The following is a 14,571-nucleotide window of genomic DNA, read 5'->3' as shown; positions in this document are numbered from 1 at the left end:
ATGCGCTGGGTCACCTGGAGCAACATCTACCGCCTCGGCTTGAAGGAGCTGAAAAGCCTGGGCGCCGACAAGGTGCTGCTGATTCTGATCGCCTGGGCCTTCTCCGGCGCCATCTACACGGCGGCGACCGGCGCTTCGCTGGAGTTGCGCAACGCGCCGGTGGCGGTGGTCGATGAAGACCAGTCGCCCTTGTCGCGGCGCATCGTCGATGCGTTTTACCCGCCTTATTTCAGTCCACCGTACCAGGCGACCCTGGCCGAACTCGACCAGGGCATGGATTCCGGGCGCTACAACTTCACGCTGATCATCCCGGCCAATTTCCAGCGCGACGTGCAGGCCGGCCGCAAGCCGGACGTGCAGCTCAATATCGACGCGACCATCATGAGCCAGGCCTTCATCGGCTCGACCTACATCAAGAGCATCGCGCTTGGCGAGGTCAACGAATACCTGACCGGCACCCGCAACAGCACGCAGACCCCGATCACGCTGAGCACCCGGGTGCGCTTCAACCCGAACCTGACCGGCGTCTGGTTCGGCGGCGTCATGGAAGTGATCAACAACGTCACCATGCTGACCATCATCCTGGTCGGCGCCGCCTTCATCCGCGAGCGCGAGCACGGCACCCTCGAACACCTGCTGGTGATGCCGCTGACGCCTTTCGAGATCATGCTCGCCAAGATCTGGGCGAACGGCCTCGCGGTGCTGCTCGGCGCCAGCTTCGGGCTGATCGTCATGGTACAGATGGTGCTCAAGGTGCCGATTGCCGGTTCGGTGCCGCTTTTCCTGGCGGCGGCGACCTGCTACCTGTTCGCCGCGGCCTCGATCGGCATCTTCCTCAGCACGCTGGCCCGCTCGATGCCGCAGTTCGGCCTGCTGATCATTCTCTGCATCATCCCGCTGCTGATGCTGTCCGGCGGTGTCACGCCGCGCGAGAGCATGCCGCAACTGGTGCAGGACATCATGCTGGCGGCGCCGACCACCTATTTCGTGCGTCTGGCGCAGGGCATTCTGTATCGCGGCGCCGGCTTCTCGGTCATCTGGCAGGATCTGCTGGCCATGACCGGCGTGGGCGCGGCCTTCTTCAACCTGGCGCTGTTCCGCTTCCGCAAATCGGTGACGCAGACGCAGGTATGAAAAAGGGAGGACAGCTTGCCTGTCCTCCCCATATCCTCGAACAAGTTGCGCTCAGGCCGGCGTGAGCGCGTTGGCCTTGACGAAGATGTCCCATTCCTCGGGATCAAGCTCAATGCTTTCCGGCTCCCCGGCAATGTCGACCGCTGCGAGGAAATAGCCCTCGGCATCGGTGTATTCCTTGACTGCACGAACCGTGACTTCGGGGAAACCGCTGCCGGATTTCCAGATACCTGTTGCGGGTTTGGCCATGTTGGGTACTCCAGGGTTGGGGATATGCAGACTGCCTGCAAAAAAATTGACTGAGTTTGAGCCGGGAAGTTCCGTTGTTGTGGGGAGGGAAGTTTTTTGTGTTGCGGTTTGCTGGAGGAGGGGACTGTGACCAGAGACGGCGGTCATGGCATTGGGGCTGGTATAAGGGGGGCGGTCGTAAAATGTGATAAGAGATTGGCGGGGTGTCGGCCTTGGCGGATCTTGGTTCTGCGGTCAGACTCGGGCGGCAAAGCCCCAGTTACCTGTCACTCCGCCGCGGATGGGAGTCAATGGTCACTTGCATCATCGACGCAGGACGGCACCCGGCCCAAAGTGAAGTCGGAACAGTTCTTTCCAGACCACAACAGGGACCTCATTGCTGACATACGCGGAACTCACATCAGCGTTTTGAAATAGCTGGGCAACCATACGATAAGCCATGGCACGCCCAGGAACGCACCACTCAAGCATTCCTGGGCCAAAACCCATCAAAAGAACTCAACCCCGCATCCAGGGCCCGCGACGGTCCAGCACCTTGCGTTGATCGGGTGTCAGCACCTCATACAAACCCTTCATGGCCTTGCTGACCTCGTCAAAGCTATGTTCACGTTCCTTGGCGAATTTGCTGGCCAGGTCCATACGCTCGGGCATCGTTTTGGCGGCACCGGGGTTCTCGTCATACATCTCGCCCATCCGTTTGGCCTGGGTTTCCACTGCAGCCGAAAATGCATTCCAAGGTTTTTCCTGATCCGGTTGCAGCTTCAGAGTTTTTTTGAGCCATTCCAGTTGATTGCCGGCCATTTCCTCGGGTGAGAAAGCGCCATGGCGCGGGCCACCCCAGCCATGCCCCATCATCATGCCCGGGCCGTGATTCGAGTAACCCGGGCCAAAATTGCCACCACCGCAACCGCCGGGGCCACCGGCCAACGCGACGGAGGCGGAGATCAGGGAAACACCGGTCACACCGGCAAGAATCAGATTGCGAATAGAGTTTTTCATGGAAGTCTCCTGCGATAAGTAATTGCCACATGGCAAGACGAAGTCTGAGCGCCAGATGTAAGCCAGTTATGTCCGGAAAGGGGGCTTTTGGTAAGCCACAGTGACAACACCGGATTTGACACACTGTGTTACCAAGTCCCCAGGACAGCCCGCCAGGCAATCCCGAAAATAGGCTCACACCAACTTTCGGGAGATTTCCATGCAAGCCTTTCGTTACACCAAGCCCCAGGTCGCCATTCACTGGCTGGCTGCTGCGCTGATCGCCTTCCTGCTCGTTACAGGCACGCTGGTGCTGGCTGATTTGCCAAATACCGCTGCCAAAATCGGCAACTTGCGCATTCACATGTTGCTTGGGGGACTGGCCGGGCTGCTCGTCATCAGCCGCATCATCATGCGCCGCCGCTTCCCGGCACCGCCTGCCCTTGCCGGCCACAAGCTGGCTCTGGCCGGACACATGGCCCTCAATCTGATCATTCTTCTGCTGGTATTCAGCGGCGTCATGCTCAGCCTGCAAAGCGGTACGTTTGATGCGGTCATCGGCAGCGGCGTTTTGCCGGAAGACTTTAAACAATTCACCCCTCGCAAGATTCATGGACTGGCTTCCCGTCTGGCCATGGGCCTGATTGCATTGCACATCCTTGCCGCGTTATGGCACCAGTTCATCGTCAAGGACGGGCTGCTGTCACGGATGCGTTTGGGTAGCCGATAAACCGCAATCTCCTTCAATAGCGGGCGCCTTGATGAAAAAGTTTTCTGTTGGTCGCAAACAGACCATTGCTCTGGTGGCGCTCGTTCTCATTGCCGGCATCGCCGTCATGATGCTGCGCGGCGGTGGCCCGGGTGCCGTTCAGGTCAGCACGGCCAGAGTCGTGCGCGGCGAACTGAAACCGACGCTGTTCGGGATCGGCGTCGTCGAAGCACGGCGTAACATTCTCGTCGGCCCGACAGTTGCCGGGCGGGTCGCCAAAGTTCATGTCGAACAAGGCGCCCAGGTCGAGGCCGGCACGCTGCTCGCCGAGATGGACCCGGTCGATCTGCACGAACGCCTGCGCGCCAGCCGCCAGTCCATGCTGCGTGCCAAATCCTCCATCGCTGCCAGTCAGGCGCAGGCGCAGGAAGCGGAGAGCCGCAAGGCGACGGCCGACGCCAGCGCTAGGCGGTATGCCGCGCTGCGCGAGCGCGGTTTTGTCAGCACCGAAGCCGAGCGCAGCAAGGGGCACGAAGCCCGTGCTGCGGACGCCGCATTGCAGGCCAGTCTGGCCAATATTGGCGTTTCCAACGCCGATGCCGCCCGCCTGAATGCGGAAGCCGCAGCCTTGGAAAAGCAGTTGGCCAATACCCGACTTATTGCACCGGTGGCCGGGCTGGTGATTTCTCGCGATGTTGAACCGGGCAGTACGGCGGTGGCCGGGCAAGCGGTGTTGCGTCTGGCCGAAAAAGACTCCCTCTGGCTGCGTGTGCGTATCGATCAAGGGCGCTCGGCCGGCCTGGCGCTTGGCCTGCCGGCCAATATCAAGCTGCGCAGCCGTCCGGGTGAGCGTTTCAGCGGCAAACTGGCGCGCATCGAGCAGTTGTCCGATGCAGTGACCGAGGAGCGTCTGGTCATGGTGGCTTTCGATCAGCCGCCCGTGGGCCTGACGCTCAACGAAATGGCCGAAGTCACGCTCACCTTGCCGGCACGCAGCAATGCCCTGACCCTGCCGCCGGCTGCCTTGGTCAGGCAGAACGGGCAAACCGGGGTATTTACGGTGGAAGATGGACGCGCCCGGTTTGTTACGGTCAACGTCGGAATTCACACCGAAAATGCGGTTGAAATCCTCGATGGGATTGCTGAGGGCGCGCAAGTGGTGACGCAAAAATCCAAGCCACTGCTTGAGGGCGACCGTTTGCGCGTCAGTAGTGATGCTGGAGCGCGCCCATGATCAATCTTGCTGGCCGCGACATTGGCCATCATCTCGGGCGTTTCGTGTTCACCGGCATCGGCCTCGGGCTGCTGATCGGCGTCACGTTGACCATGGCCGGCGTTTATCGCGGCATGGTGTCGGACGGCAAGGCGGTCATTGCCGCCTCGGGGGCAGACCTTTGGGTGGTGCAAAAAGATACCCTGGGTCCATGGGCTGAACCCTCGTCGATTCGCGATGACCTCTATCGTACCCTCGCCGTTTTACCCGGCGTTGCTGAAGCCGCCAACGTCGCTTACCTGACCATGCAGGTGCCGGTTAAAGGTCAGGACGTGCGCGTCATGTTGGCCGGTATCGAACCTGGCGCGCTGGGCGAACCGGCGCAAATCGTCAGCGGACGCCCCTTGCTCAACAGTCATTACGAAGCCGTGGCCGATCAGGCAACCGGCTTGAGCGTCGGCGATAACGTCAACATTCGCCGTCATGATTACCGCGTGGTGGGTCTCACGCGCAACGCCAAATCGTCCTCCGGCGACCCGATGCTGTTCATCCCGCTCAAGGATGCGCAGGAAGTCCAGTTTCTCAAGGATAACGACAGCCTGGTCGCCGAGCGCGCCCGCACCGCCGCCAACCCAGCGCTCAATCGCCCAGGCGTGCCCGGCCTGCTCGATGCCGTGCTGGCCAGCCAGGCCACCAGCCACAACGTCAATGCCGTGCTGATCCGCCTCGTTCCCGGCTACCCGGCCGATGAAGTCAAGGCTGAGATCGGCCGCTGGAAGCATCTCACCGCCTGGACGCGTGCCGATATGGAAGACATCCTCGTTGCCAAGCTGATTGCCACGTCGGCCAAGCAGATCGGCATGTTCCTCGTCATTCTCGCCATCGTCAGCGCCGCCATCGTCGCTTTCATCATCTACACCATGACTCTCAACAAGCAGCGCGAAATTGCCGTCCTCAAACTGATCGGCGCCCGCGACAGCAGCATTGCCATGATGATCCTGCAACAAGCCATCGCCCTCGGCTTGATCGGTTACACCGTAGGGCAGGTGTCCGCCACCTTATGGGCGCCGTTTTTCCCCAAGACCGTGCTGCTTGAATCGGGCGATGCCGTGCGTGGACTGATCGTCACGCTGGTGGTTTGCTCGTTGGCCAGTGTGCTGGCAATTCGCGCTGCCTTGCGTGTCGATCCTGCCGATGCGATTGGTGGTTGAGATGACGACAAACAACAACGACTCCGCTGCCATTCGCCTCAGCGGCCTGACCAAAACCTACGGCAGCGGCAGCACGGCGGTGCACGCCCTGCGTGGCGTCGATATGACTATCCAGCGTGGCGAAGTGGTTGGTCTGGTCGGCCCCAGCGGTTCCGGCAAGAGCACGCTGCTCAAGTGTCTGGGTGCGGTGATCGAACCGACCGACGGCCAGATTGAACTGGGCGGCGAAAGCATTTTCGACGGCAAGACCGGCGGCTGGCAGATCAAGGACCTGCGCGCCCTGCGCCGTGATCGCATTGGCTTTATCTTTCAGGCGCCTTACCTGATTCCCTTTCTCGATGTCACTGACAACGTGGCGCTGTTGCCCATGCTGGCCGGCGTGCCTAACAACGAAGCCCGGCTTCGGGCGCGTGAACTGATTGAGGCGCTCGATGTCGGCCACCGCGCCGACGTGCGAGTCAACATGCTCTCCGGCGGCGAACAGCAACGCGTCGCAATTGCCCGTTCGCTGGTCAATCAGCCGCCGGTTATCCTGGCCGATGAGCCAACCGCGCCGCTCGATTCAACCCGCGCCCTCGCCGTCATGCGCATCCTCAACCAGATGGCGCAACGCTACGGCGCGGCGATCATCGTTGTCACCCATGACGAAAAAATCATCCCGACCTTCAAGCGCATCTATCACATCCGCGATGGGCGCACCGAAGAAGAGGCCGGCGAAGGTCGTGAAATCCCCGAAGAAACCGGAATAAAGATCAGGTAGTCTATTTGCCATGAGTGCCAATCGAGAACATTTGCTGATCGTCGACGACGACAAGGAAATCCGCCATCTGCTGACCGACTATCTGGAACAGGCCGACTACCGCGTCACTGCGGTCGGCGATGGCAAGGCCATGCGCCGTGTGCTGGAGGCCAACCGCATTGATCTGGTCATTCTCGACCTGATGCTGCCGGGCGAAGACGGTTTGACGCTGTGCCGTGAATTGCGCAGCAAGACCAACCTGCCCGTCCTGATGCTGACCGCACGCGGCGATGAAGTGGATCGCATCATCGGCCTGGAAATGGGTGCCGACGACTACCTCGCCAAACCCTTCAACCCGCGCGAACTGCTCGCCCGGATCAAGAGCATCGTGCGCCGTGCCCAGGCACTGCCACCCAATATGGAAACCGACAAGGCGCACTCCCTGCGCTTCGCCGGCTGGACACTCGATGTGGTGACACGCAATGTCACCGCTGCGGATGGACTGGTGGTGCCGCTCTCGGGTGCGGAATATCGTCTGCTACGGGTCTTTCTCGATCACCCACAGCGCGTGCTGGCCCGCGAGCAGTTGCTGGAACTGGCCAATGGCCGCGAGGCCATTCTGTTCGATCGTAGCATCGATGTGCTGGTCGGCCGGCTGCGCAAGCGTCTGCGCGATGACAGCCGGGAACCGGTGCTGATCAAGACCGTGCGCGGCGAAGGCTATGTGCTGGCGGCATCGGTGGAGAGCGAGGCGTGAGATTGCTGCCGCGCTCCCTGTTCGGCCGTCTCATACTCCTGATGGCCGGCGGACTCATCCTGGCACAACTGATTGGCGCCGCCATGAACATGGCCGAGCGCCAGCGGATGATCGGCACGACGATCAATGCCGAGTTCGCCCAGCGTGTCGCGGCGGTGTATCGCGCCATCGATAGCCAGCCAGCCCTGGAGCACCCGCGACTTGCCCAATTGCTCAGTTCCCCGCGCCAGCAACTGAGCATTGAATCCAGCTCGCCAATCACGCCGGAAAATGATGGTGTGGAAAACGAGTTCCTGCGCCGAGTCCGCGAGGCGCTGGGCTTGACGGTCACTTTGAAACCCGTGGTCACTCCCCGGCCAGGGGTATTCTCTTTCGATCTCTACCTGAAACTGAGCGCGGGTGACTGGCTGCGCATTCGCGGGCAAGCCCCCCAGGAAATCATCGACTTACCCCTGCATCACTTCATGACGCTTGGCCTGATGTTGCTCTTGATCTTCATCCTGGTCTGGCTTGCTGTTCGCATGACCGTACGACCTCTGACGGATCTGGCCAAGGCGGCGCGTGCCCTGGGCGATGATCTGAAGAGTCCACCGTTGCCAGAGAGCGGTCCGCTGGAAGTTCGCGCTGCGGCGCAGGCATTCAATTCCATGCAACAGCACATCCGGAGCAGCATCGAAGAAAGGGAGCGTTTTCTGGCCGCCGTTTCTCACGATCTGAAAACTCCGGTAACGCGCTTGCGTTTGCGCAGTGAAATGCTTGAAGACCCCAATCTTCGCGAGCGATTTGTCCACGACCTGGACGAAATGCAAGGCATGCTTGGCAGCGCACTCGATTTTCTTCACGGCAAAGCGGTCGATGAAGCCATCCAGCGCCTGGACCTGACCGCATTGCTGGAAAGCATGGTGGACGACTACGCCGACATCGGCGAGAGCATTCGCCTGCAAGCGCCGGAATCTTTGCGCCTGGAAGGTCGACCGCAGGCCTTGCGCCGCGCCATTGGCAACCTGATTGACAACGGATTGAAGTACGGAAGCGAGGTAAGTGTCGAGGCGGTTCAGGACGGCGGATACTTGCGGATCACTATCGACGACGCTGGTCCTGGACTGCCAGGGAGTGAACTGGAGCGGGTTTTCGAGCCTTTTTATCGACTGGAGTCGTCACGCAGTCGTGAAACGGGCGGTGTGGGATTGGGGCTGGCCATCGTCAGACAGATTGCCCGGGGTCACGGTGGGGATGTCGTTTTGGAAAATCGTTCAGGCGGAGGCTTGCGGGCAATATTCTCCTTGCCCCAGGGGAATACCAGTGGGTATCCAAAGCCATCTGGTGAGTGATCCTGCTAGATGTTGGGGCTAAACTTCCGAGGCCATGTCCTATTACGCCACAAAAATCATTGTTTCAGCCCTGATCATCGTTGCCATATCGGAAGTTGCGAAACGATCATCAGGTTTTGCCGCATTGTTAGCATCGTTACCGCTAACTTCGCTGCTTGCGTTCGTCTGGCTCTACGTCGAAGGAGCGAGACCGCTCGAAATTGCCGAACTATCCAGTCAAGTTTTCTGGTTGGTCATTCCATCGCTGTTGTTATTCCTACTTCTTCCGGTACTTCTGAAACATGGCATTGATTTCTGGTTAAGTCTTGGGCTGTCAGTTACTGCAACCACCGGTTGTTACCTGTTATTGCTACCGCTGCTCCGCCGAATAGGTGTTGGTCTGTAGAGAGTATGCCCGCAAAGGGTAGCCGACCATTGTTTGCTGGAGTCAGAACTTCTTCTCAAGTTTCTATTTAGAGTTCGTGATGACGTAAGTGATGACAACGATGTCGCTCTTTTGATTAGCTGTAGGCTTTTGGGGGTAGAGGGAAGGCAATCGTCGAAATCACTTTTTTTGTGGCAAGGCCTTACCCGACGCAGGCAAACAGTTACCGCTCTCAAATACAAATGGCCGGTCTGTCACCAGCGCCGGCCATTTGTATTTTGAAGACCACCGGCAGCTTTCACTGGTTGAATCTGCACAGTCAAGCTGCTATTCGGACGACGTCCCGGAACATTGCTGACCATCGGCTCCTAAAGCCGATTTCGCCTGGTCACAATCGTTTCCGCCGGGCTCGGGTAAACTCGGTTCTCACGCTATGCCCATCGGGCGGGAGGATGCCATCATGGCCAAGAAGACTCAGGTTGCTGTTGCCAATGACGCAGCGGACTATCGGGATGTGGTCGTTCGCATCAATCTGGATGGAAAGACCGACTGGTTGTTTACGATCAGTCTGGACAAGGAGTTCGATTTTCTCCTTGAGGATGCCGCGCCGCGCTCTTCGGCAACCGACGCTGAAAACTTCGTCGAGAACGACCGGGTGCCTGAGGATGTCCTCGCCGAACTCGAGCGTGTCCAGCCCGAAGTGATGGCGCTGCTGCAGCCTGGCATGTCAGCGTGACCGGCCAAGGTCGGCGTGTGCTCAGTGCATGCCGGCCATGGCTCGTGCCAGGGCGGCGCGGATTTCCTTTTCGCTGATCGGCTTGGCGATGTAGTCGTTCATGCCGGCGGCGAGGCATTGTTCGCGGTCGCCCTGCATGGCATGGGCGGTCATCGCGATGACCGGAATGGCCGGGTTGATGACCGTGCTTGAGGTGCGCAGGCGCTGGGTGGCGGTGAAGCCGTCCATGACCGGCATCTGGCAATCCATCAAGACCAGGTCGTAGTTGCTGCGTCCGAGGGCTTCGAGCGCCAGTTGGCCATTGCCGACGACTTCGACGAGATGGCCGAGGCGGGAGAGGATGCCTTCGGCGACTTTCTGGTTCACCAGGTTGTCTTCGACCAGCAGGATGCGTTGCGGCGGCAGGTCTTCATCGACAACAGCCGTCTCGCTGACTGCCTGGGCGCTGATTTCCAGCGGCAGTTCGAACCAGAAGCTCGAGCCTTTGCCCGGCTTGCTGTTGACGCCGATTTCGCCGTGCATCAGTTCGACCAGTTGCTTCGAAATCGAGAGGCCAAGCCCGGTGCCGCCAAAGCGGCGGGTTGTCGAGTTGTCGGCCTGCGAGAACGGGGTGAACAATTCGCCAATCTGCTCCCTGGAAATGCCGATGCCGGTATCGTGGACCGTAAAGCGCAGACGAATCCTGTCATTGCTGCGGCCGAGCGAAGCGACCCGCAGCCGGACCGAGCCGAAGCTGGTGAATTTGATCGCATTGCCGAGCAGGTTGGTCAGCACCTGGCGGATACGGCCGGCATCGCCGCGCAGCCGCCCGGGCAGGCCGGCTTGCGGCACGTAAATGAATTGCAGGCCTTTTTCCCTGGCCTTGATGCCGGGCAGCAGGCAGGTCTGGGCCAGCATTTCCTCGAGATTGAAATCGATGTGCTCGATGTCGAGCTTGCCGGCTTCGATTTTCGAGAAATCGAGAATGTCGTTGATGATGGTCAGCAGCGAACCGGCGCTGTTGCGGACGATCTGGGCATATTCCTTCTGTTCGGGATCGAGCGCGGTGTCGAGCAGCAGGTCGGTCATGCCGATCACGCCGTTCATCGGCGTGCGGATTTCGTGACTCATGTTGGCAAGAAACTCGCTCTTGGCCCGGCTTGCCGCTTCGGCCCGCTCGGATGCCTCCTTGCGGGCAGCCAGAGTGCGGTCATTGGCAATCGCCAGCGCGAAGAGCTGGCCGATCTGGCGCAGCGTATCCAGGCGTACTGCCGAGTGTGGCGGGTTGGGTAGGGTGTAGAGGAACAGGACGCCGAGGCATTCCTGGGCCAGCTGCAGAGGTACGATGTAATGGCCGTGGTTGCCGGCTGGCGGCCAGCTGTTTTCGTGTGCCGGGTCGCTCTGGTTGCCATCTGAGATGATGATCTCGCCCGATTCGGCAGCCCGTCCGCACAGGCAGTGCCCCAGCGGTACGTGTTGTTCGCCGGCAAGAAATTCGGGCGAGAAGGTGCCAAGCGAGGTGCATAGGCTGAGTTGCTCCGCATCCTGCTGGCGCAGGAAGACGCCGCCCTTTTTTTCGACGCTCAGGCCGCGCATCGCAAAAATGGCAGCGAGCGATTCGTTGAAGCGCTCGTGCAGCGGGCGCGCCGTGTCCTGCAGGATGCTGGCGATGGCAAATTTGGTTTCGGCACCTTCGCGAGCGTCGTGCTCGTCTTCTTCATGCCGTTTCTTTTCCGTGATGTCCGACGCCGCGCCGCGGTAGCCGGCGAAGTTGCCGTGCCGGTCAAAGACCGGAACACCGCTCAGGCTGAGCCAGCACAGGGCACCATCCGCGCGTTGCATGCGGTACTCGAACTGGTGGAAGGGCCGATGGGCTTCAAGTTCGGCAATGTGGCGATCCATTTCGGCCAGATCGCGCGGGTCGACCGATGCGAGGATGTCCCGGCGCGTCTTGCCCAGTATCTTGCCGGTATCGATGCCGAGTATGGCCTTGGCGCTGTCCGAAAAGAATGAGAAGCGCAGTTCCGCATCCATTTCCCAGAACCACCAGCCGGCGCTGGTCGAGAAAATATCGTGAAAGCGTTGTTCATCGGCGGCCAGCGACGCATGCGCTTCGAGCAGGCGGTTTTCGACGCGCTGCAGGCGTCGCGACAGGGCAAGAAAGAGCAGGGCGGCGAGCAGGCTGGAACCAATTACCAGCAACAGCAACTGTTGGCGGCTGGCTTGCCGGCTGCTGCTGACGTCGCGCAGGATGGCGATGGAAACCACCGGTTGCTGGTTGTAATCTTCCAGGGTCAGGATGCGGCTCAGCCAGATTTTGTCGGCATCCCTGATCTCGACAACGCCCGGGTCGTGACCGGCGACGGCCTGCTCCCACGGTGCGATCAGGCCGGCCGGGATCTTGTCCAGGCTCTGGTTGAGCACGGCGAACTCAGGGTAGGCATTCCACTCGCCGCTGAAGCCCAGGGCATGCTTGCCGGTCTGGAAGGCTTTTTCACTGGTCTGTGCCTTGTGCACGGCGGTCATGACTTCAAGCTTGAGCAGCTTGTGAATCATGTTGGCGAACCAGTCCACCTCGGTGCCCATTTCGATGTAGCCGATCAGTTCGCCGTCGACATGCCAGGGTTTGACGTGGCGCAGCGTGTAGGTGGCGGTCATGCCGAGTTCGAGGCCGCTGGCCGGCTGGTCGTTGCTTGATGCCTCGCGGAAGGTCTTGCGCTTGACCAGGTCGCCGGCCACTGCCGGTTCGTGCACGCGCAACAGGATGTGGCCATCCGGCGCAATGAAATACCAGTGGCTGATGCCGAATTCCTGGCGCAACTGCTGCAGCTTGTCCTGTGTTGCGGCGAGCAGGGCAGCGCGGTCGCCACGCTGCATGGCGGCAATCAGGGTCTTGTCGCGTGCCGCCTCGTCGGTAAACCAGGCCAGTTGCCGTGTGCTGTCGACCTGCATGTTTTCCCATGCGGTGCGTACGAGCTGGGCACTGGCTTCGGTCGCCTGCATTTCCTGCCGCTGCAGGTGCCTGCTGAAAAGTTGCGCGAACACGACGACCAATACCAGCAGCACGAGACCGACCGGAAGCAGTATCTGGCGCTGGAAGCGAAAGGCGGAAACAGTTTCAGGGGCGCCCATGTCGATGGCTTTGGTACGAGAACAGCCGAAAGCCGGTCATTGCCAGGGCAAGACCGGCGCGAGGGGATGGCGACTTGCTGCGCGACGGAGTGGCCTAGCGGTACACCAGTACCGGGATCTTGGAATGGGTCAGGACCTTGTTGGTTTCGCTGCCCAGCAAAAAGCCGCTGATGCCGCGTCGACCGTGCGACGCCATGAAGATCAGATCGCAGCCGGCGGTTTCGGCGGCCGAGATGATCGCTTCGTAGGGAATGTCGCTGGTGGCGGAAACCGTGCTGCATTCGACGCCGGCATCGGCGCACAGCTTCTGGACTTCGCCGAGATATTCGGCAGCCTGCTGTTCGGCCAGTTCGGCGAATTTTTCCGGCGTGGTCGGGTCGATCAGGGCGCCTTCGCCGAAGTAGGCGATCGGGTATTCCGGCTTGGCGAAGAAGATGGTGACGCGGGCGCCGGTTTCGCCGGCAAAGGACACGGCTCGGGCGGCCGTGGCGCGGGAAAGTTCGGAACCATCAGTGGGAACGAGAATGTGCTTGAACATGGGTCTATCTCCTGAAACGTAGTGCCAGCGTTGCATTCAGCCTGGTTGAGGTTCATGCTACGCCAAGTCAGGAGGAAATAAAACATGCGACTCGGTTTCTTGGGTGCCGCCGGTGAAGTGACCGGTTCCTGCTATCTCCTGGAGGCGGGAGATACGCGTTTTCTCGTCGATTGCGGCATGTTCCAGGGCGGTCCGGAGGCGCGCAGCAAGAACCTGCGGGCCCTGAACTTCGGCTTTGATGTGCGCGACATCGATTTCGTGCTTCTCACGCATGCCCACATCGATCATTCCGGCCTGCTGCCGCGCCTGGCCATGCTCGGTTTCAAGGGGCCGATCTACACGACACCGGCCAGTATCGATCTGCTCGAAGTGCTCTTGCCGGACAGCGCCCATATCCAGGAAAAGGAAGCCGAGTGGCAACTGCGCCATCGGCACCGGCGCGGTGCGACCGAGCGCGGCATTCCGGCGCCGCTCTATTCGGTGATGCAGGCGCAGGCCGTGCTCGAGCAATTGAAACCGGTCAACTATGGCGAAAGCTTCAATCCGGCAGAAAACGTTTCGGTCCGCTTTCGCGATGCCGGCCACATTCTCGGTTCGGCATTGCTTGAGGTTACGGTCAGTGGTGAAGGCCGGCCACGCCGCCTGGTTTTCTCCGGCGATCTTGGCATGCCCGACCGGCCGGTGTTGTGCGATCCGGAACAGCCGCTGGTTGCCGATGTCCTGCTCGTCGAGTCGACCTACGGCAATCGTTCGCATCGTTCGCTGCAGGAAACCGAAGATGAAATTGTCGAGGCCTTCGAGCGCACCCGTGCCGCGCACGGCAACCTGATCATTCCCGCCTTTGCCGTCGGGCGCACGCAGGAGCTGCTCTACATGTTGGCTGACCTGATCCGCCGCAAGCGCCTGGCGCCGCTCAAGGTCTATGTCGATTCGCCGATGGCGAGCAAGGCGACGCAGATCACCATGGCGCATCAGGATCTGCTTGATCCGGAAACGCGCGAACTGATTGCCTGGCAGGAAGGGCATCCGAACAAGATGCGCATCCAGTTCGTCGGCGATGTCGAGGCGTCGAAGGCGCTCAACGACGTCCGCCAGGGGGCGGTGATCGTTTCAGCGAGCGGCATGTGCGAAGCCGGACGAATCAAGTATCACCTGCGTGAAAACCTGCCGCGCAGCGAATGCAGCATCCTTATCACCGGCTTCCAGGCCGCTGGCACGCTGGGTCGGCGCCTGGTCGACGGGGCTCGCCTGGTCCATATCTTCGGTCAGCCGGTGCCGGTGCGGGCGCGCATCTACACCGTCGGCGGCTTGTCGGCGCATGCCGATCAGGGTGCCTTGCTGGGCTGGCTGGGCGGCTTTCGCGCGCCGCCGGGCAAGACCTTCGTCGTGCATGGCGAAGCCGGAGCCAGCACCGCCCTGGCGGCCGCCATCGAAGAAAAACTGGGCTGGCCGGAGGTGCATCTGCCACAGCCCGGCGAGTTCGTCGTAATATGATGACTCT

General features: G+C 60.7%; 14 protein-coding genes. 10 read left to right on the top strand and 4 right to left on the bottom strand.

Features of this window, described 5'->3' with window-relative positions; all coding sequences use genetic code 11:
- Entirely contained in the window at positions 1 to 1,134 is a 1,134-nt protein-coding gene (locus KI612_RS15425; protein WP_226440953.1) for an ABC transporter permease, read from the top strand.
- Positions 1,135 to 1,185: 51 nt separating this feature from the next.
- On the opposite strand, the gene KI612_RS15420 is transcribed toward KI612_RS15425, so the two are convergent.
- Positions 1,186 to 1,383 (bottom strand): hypothetical protein, encoded by a 198-nt coding sequence (locus KI612_RS15420; protein ID WP_226440952.1) that lies wholly within the window; start codon positions 1,381 to 1,383, stop codon positions 1,186 to 1,188.
- A 498-nt stretch (positions 1,384 to 1,881) separates the two neighbouring features.
- A complete protein-coding gene (locus KI612_RS15415) occupies positions 1,882 to 2,382 on the bottom strand; it encodes a Spy/CpxP family protein refolding chaperone (RefSeq protein ID WP_226440951.1) in 501 nt (166 codons plus the stop codon).
- Between the two features lie 199 nt (positions 2,383 to 2,581).
- Here KI612_RS15415 and KI612_RS15410 point away from each other — a divergent pair, with 199 nt between their 5' ends.
- The 8 genes from KI612_RS15410 (at position 2,582) to KI612_RS15375 (ending at position 9,421) form a co-directional block, all read left to right on the top strand.
- Entirely contained in the window at positions 2,582 to 3,091 is a 510-nt protein-coding gene (locus KI612_RS15410) for a cytochrome b (RefSeq protein ID WP_226440950.1), read from the top strand.
- 31 nt (positions 3,092 to 3,122) lie between these two features.
- Complete coding sequence (locus tag KI612_RS15405; RefSeq protein WP_226440949.1) at positions 3,123 to 4,304, top strand: efflux RND transporter periplasmic adaptor subunit; 1,182 nt, start codon at positions 3,123 to 3,125, stop codon at positions 4,302 to 4,304.
- A complete protein-coding gene (locus KI612_RS15400; RefSeq protein ID WP_226440948.1) occupies positions 4,301 to 5,494 on the top strand; it encodes an ABC transporter permease in 1,194 nt (397 codons plus the stop codon). Before KI612_RS15405 ends, KI612_RS15400 begins: the two co-directional genes overlap by 4 nt.
- Before the next feature lies 1 nt (position 5,495).
- Entirely contained in the window at positions 5,496 to 6,254 is a 759-nt protein-coding gene (locus KI612_RS15395) for an ABC transporter ATP-binding protein (protein WP_226440947.1), read from the top strand.
- 10 nt (positions 6,255 to 6,264) lie between these two features.
- Positions 6,265 to 6,990 (top strand): response regulator, encoded by a 726-nt coding sequence (locus KI612_RS15390; RefSeq protein WP_226440946.1) that lies wholly within the window; start codon positions 6,265 to 6,267, stop codon positions 6,988 to 6,990.
- A complete protein-coding gene (locus KI612_RS15385; protein WP_226440945.1) occupies positions 6,987 to 8,321 on the top strand; it encodes an ATP-binding protein in 1,335 nt (444 codons plus the stop codon). Before KI612_RS15390 ends, KI612_RS15385 begins: the two co-directional genes overlap by 4 nt.
- A 34-nt stretch (positions 8,322 to 8,355) precedes the next feature.
- Positions 8,356 to 8,706, top strand: coding sequence for a DUF3147 family protein (locus KI612_RS15380; RefSeq protein WP_226440944.1), 351 nt, complete (start codon positions 8,356 to 8,358; stop codon positions 8,704 to 8,706).
- A gap of 439 nt (positions 8,707 to 9,145) precedes the next feature.
- Positions 9,146 to 9,421: a hypothetical protein gene (locus tag KI612_RS15375; RefSeq protein ID WP_226440943.1), complete on the top strand. Its 276-nt coding sequence runs from the start codon at positions 9,146 to 9,148 to the stop codon at positions 9,419 to 9,421.
- A 21-nt stretch (positions 9,422 to 9,442) separates the two neighbouring features.
- Here the strand turns inward: KI612_RS15375 and KI612_RS15370 are convergent, their stop codons facing one another.
- Positions 9,443 to 12,532, bottom strand: coding sequence for an ATP-binding protein (locus KI612_RS15370; RefSeq protein WP_226440942.1), 3,090 nt, complete (start codon positions 12,530 to 12,532; stop codon positions 9,443 to 9,445).
- A gap of 94 nt (positions 12,533 to 12,626) precedes the next feature.
- Positions 12,627 to 13,070, bottom strand: a complete 444-nt coding sequence (locus tag KI612_RS15365; protein WP_226440941.1) for a universal stress protein — start codon at positions 13,068 to 13,070, stop codon at positions 12,627 to 12,629.
- Between the two features lie 84 nt (positions 13,071 to 13,154).
- Here KI612_RS15365 and KI612_RS15360 point away from each other — a divergent pair, with 84 nt between their 5' ends.
- Positions 13,155 to 14,564: an MBL fold metallo-hydrolase RNA specificity domain-containing protein gene (locus KI612_RS15360; protein ID WP_226440940.1), complete on the top strand. Its 1,410-nt coding sequence runs from the start codon at positions 13,155 to 13,157 to the stop codon at positions 14,562 to 14,564.
- Positions 14,565 to 14,571: the final 7 nt, after the last annotated feature.

The sequence above is a fragment of the Quatrionicoccus australiensis genome (assembly GCF_020510525.1).
GTDB lineage: Bacteria > Pseudomonadota > Gammaproteobacteria > Burkholderiales > Rhodocyclaceae > Azonexus > Azonexus australiensis_B.
This window is presented reverse-complemented; position numbering and strand designations above follow the sequence as displayed.

Excerpts from the sequence above, each read along its gene's own strand:
- KI612_RS15425 (WP_226440953.1), top strand. The coding sequence starts at position 1 with ATGCGCTGGGTCACCTGGAGCAACATCTACCGCCTCGGCTTGAAGGAG.
- KI612_RS15420 (WP_226440952.1), bottom strand. The coding sequence starts at position 1,383 with ATGGCCAAACCCGCAACAGGTATCTGGAAATCCGGCAGCGGTTTCCCC.
- KI612_RS15415 (WP_226440951.1), bottom strand. The coding sequence starts at position 2,382 with ATGAAAAACTCTATTCGCAATCTGATTCTTGCCGGTGTGACCGGTGTT.
- KI612_RS15410 (WP_226440950.1), top strand. The coding sequence starts at position 2,582 with ATGCAAGCCTTTCGTTACACCAAGCCCCAGGTCGCCATTCACTGGCTG.
- KI612_RS15405 (WP_226440949.1), top strand. The coding sequence starts at position 3,123 with ATGAAAAAGTTTTCTGTTGGTCGCAAACAGACCATTGCTCTGGTGGCG.
- KI612_RS15400 (WP_226440948.1), top strand. The coding sequence starts at position 4,301 with ATGATCAATCTTGCTGGCCGCGACATTGGCCATCATCTCGGGCGTTTC.
- KI612_RS15395 (WP_226440947.1), top strand. The coding sequence starts at position 5,496 with ATGACGACAAACAACAACGACTCCGCTGCCATTCGCCTCAGCGGCCTG.
- KI612_RS15390 (WP_226440946.1), top strand. The coding sequence starts at position 6,265 with ATGAGTGCCAATCGAGAACATTTGCTGATCGTCGACGACGACAAGGAA.
- KI612_RS15380 (WP_226440944.1), top strand. The coding sequence starts at position 8,356 with ATGTCCTATTACGCCACAAAAATCATTGTTTCAGCCCTGATCATCGTT.
- KI612_RS15375 (WP_226440943.1), top strand. The coding sequence starts at position 9,146 with ATGGCCAAGAAGACTCAGGTTGCTGTTGCCAATGACGCAGCGGACTAT.
- KI612_RS15370 (WP_226440942.1), bottom strand. The coding sequence starts at position 12,532 with ATGGGCGCCCCTGAAACTGTTTCCGCCTTTCGCTTCCAGCGCCAGATA.
- KI612_RS15365 (WP_226440941.1), bottom strand. The coding sequence starts at position 13,070 with ATGTTCAAGCACATTCTCGTTCCCACTGATGGTTCCGAACTTTCCCGC.
- KI612_RS15360 (WP_226440940.1), top strand. The coding sequence starts at position 13,155 with ATGCGACTCGGTTTCTTGGGTGCCGCCGGTGAAGTGACCGGTTCCTGC.